The organism is Mesotoga sp. UBA6090 (assembly GCF_002435945.1).
Lineage (GTDB): Bacteria > Thermotogota > Thermotogae > Petrotogales > Kosmotogaceae > Mesotoga.
This window is the reverse complement of sequence record NZ_DIXC01000022.1, coordinates 22853-35634: the sequence shown is the minus strand read 5'-3', so window position 1 is coordinate 35634 and position 12782 is coordinate 22853. Positions and strand designations below refer to the sequence as shown.

Below are 12782 nucleotides of genomic sequence, written 5' to 3'. Positions count from 1 at the left end.
TACGCGATTTGCCGAGTGCATACTACAGGCTATCACACTGTCCGCTGACCGCTTTTCGAATTTTTCTTTTTCTTTAAACGGAAGTAGCCCGGTACAATACTGGCGAGACCCCTCAATGGTTCCCGGCAGATAATGAGCTGTCCAACTAAAATAAAACTGAGTTGAGAGAAAGACGGGAATCCGCGCTTGTAAGCAACATCGGAAAAGGAGAAGAGAATCGACACGGATAGTAACTATCCTGGACATCCTGTAAATCAGCAATCCACTTCAACGGAAGAGATTTAAGGAGATGATAACATGAGCTGGAACTGGCATGAAGAACTGAAAGAAATAGTTGGATCGGCGGTTGAGAGAAAGCTTAATCACCTCGCGCTCGAAAGACAGTGGGAGAACTCGGCCAGTATTAATGGGCTGGTCTATACAGAGTCTGTAACGCGTGGTGAGATACTTCTTTGCAGAAAGAAACTCGAAGACTGCAAGAAATCAGGAATGTCTTTCGAACAGGCTAAAGAGAAACTGGTCGCAGAATTTTCGGAAAGACTTTTGAGAGTTCTCCTGGAGATTAAGCGGATGGAAACGGAGAGATTAATCCCCTACACGATAATCTCTGTCTCGGACCTTACAGACGATCTTAGCACTGCACATTATGTCTGTCTCTCGAAAGAGACCTCCAACACCGAGCCTCTTACATCATCCACAAGGGAAGAGCTGAGAAAACTGGCAGTGAAGTTCCCTGAACTTTTCTCCATGGGAGAAGACATAGTGTTTCCCAGAGAATGCGACATGACATTCATTGTAGGGTTCATCAACCACTTCTACGGAAGGGCAAGCTAGTAGCCGTAAGGATCGTGCGATTCTGTTCCTAGCACTAACTGAAGGAGATTTCCTTTAATAAATGCGCTTCTATTTTTTTGTTCAGCCTACTTCTGTCGCCTGGTATTACGGGAATTCACCAATACTACGACGTAATAAGCTTCCCTCCTGCATTGGTATTTGGAGTTGTTCGGGAAATCGGTTGAATCTGCATTCTTCGGAAGCTTCTGTGCAAAGCATTAATGGAGGAACCAGATTCGATATTATGAAGAAATTTAGGTTAAAATGCGAATACTGTAGTGCTTGGTTTGCGTCAATGACTTTGGATTGCATTAACAATTTCTTTTGTTGGCCAGTTCATGTCAGCTATGAAACCAGGTAAGAAGCAAAGGAATGCAAGAAACAGCATAATAGCTTCGAACTTACAGGACGTCATAACCAGCTTCGATGGCTTCATGAGAATTCTTGAAACGTGATGGGTCTTATCCGGGACTTTGGAAAACGGCGATGAAGGTGCTGGTGAAGTAATTGCTATTTGCAGATAGCGATTGAGAAACGTAATGTTTATGAGCGACTAGAGCACAAGCAAACCGAGTGTTTTTCACCTTCTTTTTTGCCCGGCAATGATGCCGGGTCTTTTTTTCCAATGATCGAAAAGGATGAATTTTGTTTTCAATGTAAACTCCTTTATAATTCTGTTTGGATTCGATCGTTTTTGGGGGGATGCCTGGAACGAGAAAAGGAGGATCGAAATGCGAAGAACTATCTTCTTTCTCTTATTTGTTTTGTCTACACTGGTGTTTGGACTTGAACCAATCACTCTTCGAATGGGCGATACTTCAGCCACTTACTACAGGGAGGTGAGTTTTTCTATCCTTATGTGCCAGTGCAATTCTTACTTGTAGATCCTTTCAGAAGCTCTTGTTTTTCGACACTTTCGTGTCTTTGTAACCGCATAATTCGTTGCATCCTTTCAAAAGGCCTTAATACATTCTTGGATTTTGATTTATTTGTTACAAGCGATATAATGTACATGAATTAATTCTCATTAAGTCTTTCACACAACTAAATTACGAGTAACTTAAGCAATGCATTGTCATCTTACAAACATTTGTCATATAAATATTGCTTATTCAAGATGAATTGAGGTGATGGTTTTGCGATTGCTCGCAACGTATGAAACTCCGGACCCCGTTCCTTTGGACTATCGAAAGGGATTCATGTCGCTCATAAAGGAAACGATATGAGAGGCTGCGTTATGGGGGTTTCATTTTGAGAATAAGGATTTCACTTGAAAGCGAAAAACCCGTCTCTCTACCAATCAGCTACTCATATCCACTTCAGTCGGCAATATATAAGATACTCTCAGACGTAATCCCGGAAAGCCATGACTTTGGCCTAACCGCGAATGGAAGAACCCTAAGACCATTCACTTTCTCACGACTCCTTGGTCGCAAGCAAAGGATTAATGAAGGCTCAATATCGCTAACCCCTCCGATAAGCTTGCACTTCTCATCACCTCTTGAAGATTATGTCCAAGCCTTTGCGAACGGCCTTATGAAGAACGGAGGAATTCGGCTTCTAGGTGCGAAATTGGACCTTATATCGATAGAGGTAGAACCAACCCTTCCGGAAACGAAATGCATAGTGGCCAAAACAATATCACCAATAACTGTCTATTCGACTCTCATGACAGCAGACGGAAGAAAGAAAACTTATTTCTACAATCCGGTGGAGAAAGATTTCGCAATCCAGATTCGGGAAAACCTCAACAGAAAGGCAAGTGCATTGGGTAATTCCGTCAGAGCGGGAGAATCCTTCTCCTTCAAACTTGCCTCAAGACCAGTTCAACGGATTGTGAAGTACAAGGATTTCACTCAAATCGCCTGGGATTTCCGCTTTGAGCTTCAGGCAGATCCGGAACTTATATCGATAGCCTACGATTGGGGTCTAGGTTCAAAGAATGCACAGGGATTTGGAATGATAAAAACCATTGAAAGGAGGTGATCAGAATTGATCAAGAGTGTCTACGAAATCGGAATTTTGCATGAAGATGAGTTCGATGAAACCCAGCAATTGACGGAGGATCTCGGCAAGAAATACACCAGAGTTGTAACGATAAACCTGGAAACAAAGGACGACAAACTTCTCTATTCCGGCTGTAGGTTAGGGTACAAAACAGATGCCAATTACCTCTATAGGAAGACTCCTCCTGCAAAACCGGATCCATACTCTTTGACTCTCAAACCTTCGAAAAAAGGGCCAGCAGGTTTGATCGATAGATTCATAAAGTTCTGTGAGATGCATCCCGGTAAGCTTGCGAATGGCATTAAAGATATTCTTTCAGAGAACAAAGAGAAGATCGTCAGCGATATTGAGGAACAGGCGGAGCAGATTACCGAGAAGAATGAATTCTATTTCTTGACTGTTTTGATCGATGGACGATCTGTGGGAGCGTTCAAGGAGTTCAGGACTGCCTTCCTAAATGAAGTTCAAAAACTCCCGAACTCCCGAAGCGGCGTTTGCTTTTTGTGCGGGAAAGAAACCGAAGTTGGTGCCAGAGTTAGCAATATCTTCAAGTTTGCCACAATTGATCAGCCTGGTTTTGCATATATGATGAGCAACAAGAGTCACGATGTTACTATGCCTCTCTGCCAGGATTGTTTCTCTAAACTCGCCCTGGGTAAAAGGATTGCCGATGACAAGTTAACTCTCAACTTCTATGAGTCACAAGTTTACGTCCTTCCGAGATTCGCGGGTGACAGAATAGGCAAGAGCCAACAGCTCATCGAAAACACTCTTTCACCGTTTACGAGCCTTACAGATTCTTTCCGAGGAGAAGACCGTAGATACGAAAAATTTGAATCAAGGCTGATCAAGAGACTCAGCAGAGAGGACGCCTACTCGACTTTGAATTTCGTCTTTTTTGTCAAGGCAAGAGGGAAGGATGAGGTGAAAGTCTACCTGAACATAGAAGATGTTCCGCCTTCGAGGATGAAGGCCATCGCAAAAACTGCAGACGATATTGAGACAGAGCTAAGATCTCTGGGTTCTCCCAGAATCAGATTTGAAATACTGTGGAAGGTTTTTAAAGGTTATGCTCAGCTAAAAAAGAACTCCTCTGACAGCCCAGTGCCGCCAACTGATTTTCTGGAATTCATGAGGGCGATATTTAAAGGCACCAAGGCAGATTTAGGTCTTTATAAGAAGGCTTCGATGCGATACTTCTACTCTCTTAAGATGAACGCGAAAGAAAATGAACTAAAGGGTGTGTTCTTCGATCGCAATTCGATAGTTGCAATGGGTTATTTTTTGGACAGACTGAATAATCCTTTAGAAGGAGGGGTTTTAGGTTTGAAAAAGACAAAGGAGGAATTACTTGAAGAGTATTTTGAGCAGTATCCAGGTTTCTTTGCAAATGATGATTTGAAGCTAACTTTTGTAATCGGAATGATCCACGCACTTGTAGTGGGTATTCAGAAAGATCAGGGATACAGTGGTACAGCCGATCAGAGGATCAAAGGTTACAGGATGAAGCCAGACGATTTCAAAGAACATCTCACCTATCTCAGAGATAAGTACAAGCACTATTCGAAGAAAATGGCGAACACCTCACATATTGGATTTGTCGGGAAGCTCTTTGACCTCGCAGGAAGATACCAGCTGAATGCTGGAATGAGTTGGACCTCGTCGTTGACAGACTTGAATTATGCATTCCTGTGTGGAGAAGCTTCGAAGAATCTGTTGATGAGTTCATCTGAAAAAGAAATTGACAAAGAAGTAAATATGGAAGAGGAGGAATGAGCATGGCGGATTTAGTTAAGAACCGGCACGAGATAGTCTTTATCTATGACGTGAAGGACGGCAATCCTAACGGAGATCCTATGGACGAGAACAAACCGAGGATGGATGAGACTACCGGGCTAAACATTGTCTCGGATGTCAGACTTAAGAGAACGATCAGAGACTACATGGGGACAGTGCAGAAGGCAGAACGTCCTGAAGGCTACGAGCAGGAGGTTTTTATTAACGGAGATCCCGTAACGTCAGAGCAGCGAGCAAAAGAGCTGATTTCCGACATAACCGACAGTAAAAGGTTCGATAGACAGAGGGCATCGGAGGCTCTTCTTAAGAAATGTATAGATCTGCGTCTTTTTGGCGGAACCGTACCGATCTCAAAGCTCAATATGTCTATTACCGGGCCGGTTCAGTTCAGATTCGGCAGATCTCTTCACAGGGCTGATTCTGTCTTTGTTCAGGGCACGGCGGCTTTTGTCTCAAAGGAAGGAAACGAGCAGCGTAGTTTCAGCGAGAAGTGGCAGTTACCATACTCTTGCATCGCATTTTACGGTGTTCTCAATCAGAACACAGCGAAAGAAACACTACTCACAGACGCCGATGTCGATTTTCTGTTTGAAGCCATGTGGGACGGTACCAAAGATCTGATTACCCGATCCAAGATGGAGCAGCTCCCAAGACTCCTAATAGATGTCATCTATGATGAGGAGAAGAACTTCCATATTGGAGAGCTTGATAAGGCTATTGAGCTGAAATCGGAGATTCAGGAGGAGAGGATCCGTGGCGCAAAAGATTTTAGTCTTGAGGTTTCCGAACTTAAAGGACTTCTTTATGAATACAGAAACAACATAAAGAAAGTCCGTTGCAGAATAGACCCTAGACTGAAGCTCACCCTCAATGGCAAACCATTCGAGATAGAAGGTTTGCTGGAGGGCAAAACTGAAAAACTGGAAAAGTGAGGTGAGGACTCATGAAAGTCCTCGTCTTCGACATGGCGAGTGACTACGCCCATTTCAGAAAGCCATATACTACGACATCTGCGCTGACTTATTCTGTTCCGCCCCGTACGGTAATCTTCGGGATTGTGGGGAATATTATCGGTATTCAAAGCGGAGGCTTCGGCAGAAGCGAGCAGTCAAGCTATTTTGAGGCCAAGGGTTTGAAGACTGGCGTCAGGGTTTTGAGGCCCGTAAGAAAGACGACTTTCAATCTGAAATACCTCCACACGAAGAGCGGAGGCAGTATCCTTGTTCCCGTCGAATGTGTCGTCTCTCCCAAATATCGGATCTATGCCACAGGAAGCACTGAACTCCTATCTGTTTTGAAAGGAACACTTGAGAAACACGAGACACACTTCACTCCTTACCTGGGTATCTCCGAATTCATAGCCACAATAGACTACATTGGAGAATTTGAGGCAAATGATATGAATGGTGAGGTATTAGTCGATTCCATAGTCTATCTGTTCAATGAAGGAGAAATCAGATTCGAGAGCGGACTAAATCTCTTTCGTGAGACACATGCCATTTCCATGGACAACGAGAGAAGAGTTCAGAGTTACTCGGAAATTGCCTATGAAGAAGACGGCAAACAAATTCTTTTGTTAAAGAGCCCTTCTCAGTCTGAAATAGTGAAATTGAACGGAGCTGAAGACGAGGTGGTAATGCTTGTCTGAAGTTTATTCCCATCCGGCAAGAGAAGGTGAATCGCCCAGACTGCTGATCCATCATCTCGATGGTGTCTATCACCTCATGATCTCTGAAATTGAAATCGCAAGTCTTTATATGGACTTTGAAAACCTGCTCGGGGTCGATAAAAAGACCCTGGGCTTTCTGGTTAAGGCCATCGCATACTTCCATGATCTTGGGAAGGCTACTCCGGAATTTCAGAACAAGATAATGAAGCGCAGATTCAACAGAGACAGATCAAACCATGCCGCTCTTGGGGCTTTTGCAATAGGAAAGTACTTGACGCTGAACGCGCCGAACGAAATTCAGCATCTAATCCCTATAGTCGTAAGCCTTTTGAAGCGGCACCATGGTCAGGCTGAAAATCCGGAATTCGGTTGTGACCTCGACAGCGATTCAGAACTCATAGAATGGCAGCTCTTGAATCTGAATGAAGGGTTTCTTGACGAACTTCGTCTGAAAATTGATGTCCCACCACTCGACAAAGATGAATTAAGTGATCTCGTTTACAATTGGCAGGAGTATTACGAAGATTTCTTCCTGGACGATAGAAAAGATATCCGTCCTTATGTATTGTATATGTACCTTTCATCTCTTCTGCGTTGGGCAGATGAAACCGACGCTGCCTTCAGGAATAAGTCAATGCCTGAGAGGGACAATCTTCCCGAAACGCTCGTAGAAGACTATAGGAAAGCGAAAGGCTTTGACATGCCGGGAACAGATCCCATGAACCTTCTTAGGAGCAAATTCTACGACCTTGCGACATCAAATATCGACTTCGAAGTTGGTACACTCAAAGGACCTACCGGTATCGGGAAAACTTTGACTCTCCTCTCACTGGCCCTGAAATTACGACGAAACCAATCGAGAGAAGGTCATATTCCGAGGATAATATACTGCCTTCCTTTCCTGAGCATAATAGATCAGACTTACGATGTCGCGCGAAAACTCTTCGTTGAAACGGGTCGGCCCGAACCGACTCCAAATCAGTTATTACAGCAGCATCATCTTTCGGAGATAGATTTTGGCACGGACAACGAAGATGAGAACTACGAGAAGTATGAGGCAGACCTCCTGACAAACTCGTGGAACAGCGAGCTAACTATTACCACATTTGTGAGCTTCTTCCATTCGATTTTCACAAGAAAGAGGACCCCGAAATTCTTCAGGATTCCGGGTTCCATAGTTCTGTTGGATGAGATTCAGGCAATTCCCACAAGATACTGGGACCTTACCGGGAAAGTGATGCAGCTACTCGCCAAATACGGTGGTACAAGATTCATATTCTCTACCGCAACCATGCCATCATGTTTCGGCCTTAGCGGCGAATCTCTTTTCAATGAAGATATTCCGCTCAACAGATTTGAACTGGAACGTATCGATGAGATGTCCTTTGAAGAATTCACAAGTAACCTGCTGCCGGATACTGTGGAAGAAGCGTTGACATCTGAGAAGTCCTTGATGATTGTTATGAACACAATAGCTTCGGCTGAAGCTACTTTCAAGAAAATCGTTGAGTTGCCTAATGCAGAAGCTGAAAAACTCTACTATCTGTCTACGAAAGTTCCGCCGGAAGTTCGAAGGCAGAGAATACAAAGCATAAAAGGCGAAGGCGGCTCTTGCATACTGGTTACAACCCAGCTTGTCGAAGCCGGCGTTGATCTGGATTTCGACTACTGCATCCGTGACATGGGACCCCTTGACAGCATCGTTCAGGTCGCCGGAAGAGTCAACAGATCCGGTAAAAAAGAAGCGGGCAAAATAAGACTGATCGAACTGACGGATTTCAACAATCACCGTGCACCGAGCAAGATCTATGACTCAGTTTTGTTATCGGCTACCAAAAGAACTATGATTAATACCCTGTACAATGAATCGGAGCTCTATTCACTCGTTGAAGACTACTTCGAAGCCATTGAAGAATCAGGCTTCGAAGTGAAATCAAAGGAGATTCTAGAAAGTATATACAAGTTAGAATTTGCCAAAATCGCTGATTTCAAGCTGATCGATGAGAGCGGTAGGACTTTCCCCGTCTTTCTTGAAATTGATGAGAATGCAGAGGCCGCGTGGCGAGATTACACAGACGTCCTTCAAAGGCCCACCACGGCGGAAGATAAATTCAAGCTTCTGGCGGAAAAGAAAAGCATCGTAAGAAAACTCGCACCGTACATAATCAACTATCGCGTAAAACATGATGAGAGTGAAGCAGATCTTCCACCAGTAGTAGGCGGGTTTTGCTACGTTCAGAAAGACGAGCTAGAACGCTATTACGACGAATCGACGGGATTTCATTTGGCCGGGTGTGACATCTATTGATAGATATTACCGGTTACCTTGTGCTTTCATATTCCTACTGTGCCAGGGAAGCATGGTTAGTAGCCCACAGAATATTTCCCGAAAGCGAAGATATGAACCTTGCACTTGGTAGGCTCATCCATGAAACATCTTACGAAAACAGAGGAGAAAAGGACATCGCCATAGAGAACATAAAACTCGACATGGTCGAAGAGAAAAAGGGAAAAACCATTGTAAGCGAGATAAAGAAGTCCAAGTATTCACTAGAAGGAGCGAGAGATCAGCTGCTCTTCTATCTTCTGAGGCTAAAGGAAATGGGAGTTCAGGCCGAGGGACAGCTGCTGGTGCCGAAAGAGAAGAAGAAAATAACAATTACTTTGACTGAAGAAGAAGAAGACAGAATAAAGAAATTATGCGAAGAAATACAGAAACTCGTTGAAGGCCCGATTCCAGAGATCGAAAGGGCACAGAACAAGTGTAAGAACTGCGCTTACTACACTTATTGTTGGGTGTGATGATATGAAGCGAATGCTGTACCTTTTCACTTCGGGAAAGCTTTTGAGAATGAACAATACCCTAGTCTTCGAAAAAGAAGACGGAAAGAAGGTTCATCTTCCCGTCGAACAGACGGATTCAATCTGCGCTTTCGGAGAAATCGATCTTAACAAGAGAGTTCTAGAATTTCTTACTCAAAAGCAGATTCCTCTTCATTTCTTCAATCGGTATGACTACTATTCGGGAACCTACTATCCGAGAGAGCATCTGAATTCAGGCTTTCTGATACTGCAACAGGCCAATTTCTACAATGATGGAAAGAAACGCATGGATCTTGCAAAGAGGTTTGTGAAAGGCTCAATGCAAAACATGCTGAGTGTATTGTCATACTACAACAGACGCGGAAAGGATCTCGAAAGAGAAATAGCAGGGCTAAACGCACTGAAAGAACGCCTTGAAGACACTGGGACCATAGATGAAGCAATGGCAATAGAGGGGAACTTCAGAGACCTTTATTACAAATGTTTCGATACCATAATAGATGACTCTAGCTTTGAGTTCGTTTCAAGAACCAGACAACCTCCCTTGAATAGACTCAATGCTCTTATAAGTTTCGGGAACACAATGCTTTATACAACCGTTCTGGGAGAGATTTATCGTACTCACCTCGATCCGAGAATCGGATACCTTCACACAACGAATTTTCGCAGCTTTTCCTTGAATCTCGATGTCGCCGAGGTGTTTAAGCCAGTCCTTGTAGATCGCCTGATATTCGCCATGATAAACAAGAAACAAATCCAGGCGAAACATTTCGCTAAGCATTTGGAAGGGATATACATGAACGACTCAGGAAAAGAGATCTTTGTGAGAGCATACGATGAAAAACTGAAAACAACGATAAAGCATTCGCGACTGAAAAGAAATGTATCGTACCGGTATCTGATTCGCTTGGAGCTTTACAAAATAGAAAAACAGATAACAGGCGAGCGTGAATACATACCCTGGAAGGAATAGAATGTGTTCATTCTTCTCGTCTACGATATTGGGGAAAAGCGGGTGATCAAAGCCCTTAAAATCTGTAGGCAATACCTAGACTGGGTTCAGAATTCAGTATTTGAAGGTGAACTAACAAAGGCAGGCCTCGAAACACTCAAGAAACGACTGGGGAAAATCATGAACAAAGAAGAGGATTCGGTGAGAATCTACAAACTAAGGTCAGAAGATTATTTAACCATCGAGATACTCGGAATAGATAAGAAACAAGTGGCTGACGACGGAATCCTTTAGCTCCGTCGACCCCTGATAAATTGAAAACACCGGGGGATCGACAGAAGCGCCATGATTTAGATCTTTGGTTTTCTATGCAACTGATGAAAAAACGGTCTTTGAAAAATAGGCAAGAACTCTTGTTGCCTCAAAATGCTGAAAATCCTATATAATCTATATAGTAATGGGCTTCCAGACTACCTATGAGGAATTGAAACAAGAGCCTTTCATGTTGAAAAGAGATGATATTATAGCTTCCAGACTACCTATGAGGAATTGAAACTGATTTTTCTGCTTCTGCAAATTCCAGCAATTTTGCTTCCAGACTACCTATGAGGAATTGAAACGCGCCGTGTGTGAGAAAGTTAGGTGCGCATTACGTGGGCTTCCAGACTACCTATGAGGAATTGAAACTGATGTGCTGGCTAGATCCTGCTTGAAAAGTCTGACGCTTCCAGACTACCTATGAGGAATTGAAACCCCGATTTTCGGCCGTCATATCCTTCAAGTCGGTGGCTTCCAGACTACCTATGAGGAATTGAAACAAGAACGGTTGGAGAACGAGGAGACCCGCACCGAAGGCTTCCAGACTACCTATGAGGAATTGAAACAGCTATACGACGTCAATGTTATTACGTCTAGATATGCTTCCAGACTACCTATGAGGAATTGAAACACTCTAGATACATGTACTCTAATTTTCTTCGAGTATACGCTTCCAGACTACCTATGAGGAATTGAAACTATGTAACCGAGTACGATTGACCAGTGCTTCTCGCGCTTCCAGACTACCTATGAGGAATTGAAACAAGGGTTTTAATTACAAAAGTAAGTCTAATTATGAAAAGCTTCCAGACTACCTATGAGGAATTGAAACGAGAGAGATATAATATATCTCTTTCTGGTGCGACTATGCTTCCAGACTACCTATGAGGAATTGAAACTTTGATGCTAGATGCTAGAATGAATTTTTCTCTTCGACGCTTCCAGACTACCTATGAGGAATTGAAACACGTTGGGACTTATTCCGTCTCTCAGCTCAGGGCTCAGCTTCCAGACTACCTATGAGGAATTGAAACGGTGACATCATTTGGAGAGAGATATAATATATCTCTGCTTCCAGACTACCTATGAGGAATTGAAACTATATTTTTGTAAAATTATTTTATTCAAGTATCATAGCTTCCAGACTACCTATGAGGAATTGAAACCACAGTGTAATGCGCACCTAGCTTGCGCACACACGGGCTTCCAGACTACCTATGAGGAATTGAAACTAATATACGGTTTCCGTACTTTTTGTATGATACTTGCTTCCAGACTACCTATGAGGAATTGAAACATCAAAGAAGCAATGCTAGGTGTCAGGGACAGCGAGAGCTTCCAGACTACCTATGAGGAATTGAAACCTGGTAATTCGTGTTATTCGTCAGTCTCAGACTCGCTTCCAGACTACCTATGAGGAATTGAAACCAGAATGTCGTCCATCTCGTCAATGAGATCTTGTCGCTTCCAGACTACCTATGAGGAATTGAAACTACTAAAATTCTATAAGTGAGAGGCTGGTGGTAGCGCTTCCAGACTACCTATGAGGAATTGAAACTTTGATGCTAGATGCTAGAATGAATTTTTCTCTTCGGCTTCCAGACTACCTATGAGGAATTGAAACCTAATGCTGATGATATACCCGAAGGTTATTCTGAAGCTTCCAGACTACCTATGAGGAATTGAAACACGGAAATACTGAAAGTAATATCAAATGCTTTCAACGTGCTTCCAGACTACCTATGAGGAATTGAAACTACTAAAATTCTATAAGTGAGAGGCTGGTGGTAGCGCTTCCAGACTACCTATGAGGAATTGAAACAGACAATGGAGAAGGAGGCCCGAAAGGAACTTTTGGCTTCCAGACTACCTATGAGGAATTGAAACAGACCTTTTTCGGCCAGGCCGGAACGTTCACAGATCGCTTCCAGACTACCTATGAGGAATTGAAACCCATCAGAGAAAAATGTTGAAAGGCCAAGCCCTGTCGGGCTTCCAGACTACCTATGAGGAATTGAAACTATCTCTTCACTGTGCCATCGCAGTAGTGATACGCCGGCTTCCAGACTACCTATGAGGAATTGAAACTTTCCTAAAACCGCTTTCCATTCGTCTATGGTGAAGGCTTCCAGACTACCTATGAGGAATTGAAACTTGCGACGTTCTTTCCGTTCTTAAACTCCATTTTTATCGCTTCCAGACTACCTATGAGGAATTGAAACGTGTTTAGAGCCTCACGGATGGTAAACTTTCCTGTAGCTTCCAGACTACCTATGAGGAATTGAAACAGTGATATAAATCCACAAGTTTTTCAAAAGGAATTCGCGCTTCCAGACTACCTATGAGGAATTGAAACAGTTCGCCGCTTGTCAACAATGTCAA

The 12782-nt window shown here is 43.3% G+C and carries 10 protein-coding genes and 1 CRISPR repeat array (1 of these 11 cut by a window edge); all 10 genes read left to right on the top strand.

Going from position 1 to position 12782, the window contains the following annotated elements; translation table 11 throughout:
• The first annotated feature begins 297 nt into the window (after positions 1-297).
• The 10 genes from B3K42_RS03735 (at position 298) to cas2 (ending at position 10376) form a co-directional block, all read left to right on the top strand.
• Positions 298-834, top strand: coding sequence for a hypothetical protein (locus B3K42_RS03735; protein WP_292596931.1), 537 nt, complete (start codon positions 298-300; stop codon positions 832-834).
• 731 nt (positions 835-1565) lie between these two features.
• A complete protein-coding gene (locus B3K42_RS03730) occupies positions 1566-1718 on the top strand; it encodes a hypothetical protein (RefSeq protein WP_183084243.1) in 153 nt (50 codons plus the stop codon).
• Positions 1719-2085: 367 nt separating this feature from the next.
• Positions 2086-2820, top strand: a complete 735-nt coding sequence (gene cas6, locus B3K42_RS03725; protein WP_292596928.1) for a CRISPR-associated endoribonuclease Cas6 — start codon at positions 2086-2088, stop codon at positions 2818-2820.
• 6 nt (positions 2821-2826) lie between these two features.
• Complete coding sequence (locus B3K42_RS03720; RefSeq protein WP_292596926.1) at positions 2827-4617, top strand: TM1802 family CRISPR-associated protein; 1791 nt, start codon at positions 2827-2829, stop codon at positions 4615-4617.
• Between the two features lie 2 nt (positions 4618-4619).
• Positions 4620-5570, top strand: coding sequence for a type I-B CRISPR-associated protein Cas7/Csh2 (gene cas7b, locus B3K42_RS03715; protein ID WP_110990916.1), 951 nt, complete (start codon positions 4620-4622; stop codon positions 5568-5570).
• An 11-nt stretch (positions 5571-5581) separates the two neighbouring features.
• Positions 5582-6286 carry a type I-B CRISPR-associated protein Cas5b gene (cas5b, locus tag B3K42_RS03710; RefSeq protein WP_110990915.1) on the top strand — a complete coding sequence of 235 codons (705 nt, stop codon included), beginning with the start codon at positions 5582-5584 and terminating at the stop codon, positions 6284-6286.
• Positions 6279-8615, top strand: a complete 2337-nt coding sequence (cas3, locus tag B3K42_RS03705) for a CRISPR-associated helicase Cas3' (protein WP_110990914.1) — start codon at positions 6279-6281, stop codon at positions 8613-8615. The genes cas5b and cas3 overlap by 8 nt, the downstream gene beginning before the upstream one ends.
• On the top strand, positions 8612-9109 hold the full coding sequence (gene cas4 / locus B3K42_RS03700) for a CRISPR-associated protein Cas4 (protein WP_110990913.1): 498 nt from the start codon (positions 8612-8614) through the stop codon (positions 9107-9109). Before cas3 ends, cas4 begins: the two co-directional genes overlap by 4 nt.
• A gap of 4 nt (positions 9110-9113) precedes the next feature.
• The gene (cas1b, locus tag B3K42_RS03695; protein ID WP_110990912.1) at positions 9114-10103 is read left to right on the top strand and encodes a type I-B CRISPR-associated endonuclease Cas1b; all 990 of its coding nucleotides are present in this window, start codon (positions 9114-9116) and stop codon (positions 10101-10103) included.
• Positions 10104-10106: 3 nt separating this feature from the next.
• On the top strand, positions 10107-10376 hold the full coding sequence (gene cas2 / locus B3K42_RS03690; protein ID WP_110990911.1) for a CRISPR-associated endonuclease Cas2: 270 nt from the start codon (positions 10107-10109) through the stop codon (positions 10374-10376).
• 167 nt (positions 10377-10543) lie between these two features.
• Positions 10544-12782: direct repeats of the CRISPR family, unit length 30 nt; unit sequence GCTTCCAGACTACCTATGAGGAATTGAAAC; it runs 5412 nt beyond the window's last position.

Bases quoted from the DNA above. Each gene is read 5' to 3' on its own strand.
- B3K42_RS03735 (WP_292596931.1), top strand. From the start codon at position 298: ATGAGCTGGAACTGGCATGAAGAACTGAAAGAAATAGTTGGATCGGCG.
- B3K42_RS03730 (WP_183084243.1), top strand. From the start codon at position 1,566: ATGCGAAGAACTATCTTCTTTCTCTTATTTGTTTTGTCTACACTGGTG.
- cas7b (WP_110990916.1), top strand. From the start codon at position 4,620: ATGGCGGATTTAGTTAAGAACCGGCACGAGATAGTCTTTATCTATGAC.
- cas5b (WP_110990915.1), top strand. From the start codon at position 5,582: ATGAAAGTCCTCGTCTTCGACATGGCGAGTGACTACGCCCATTTCAGA.
- cas1b (WP_110990912.1), top strand. From the start codon at position 9,114: ATGAAGCGAATGCTGTACCTTTTCACTTCGGGAAAGCTTTTGAGAATG.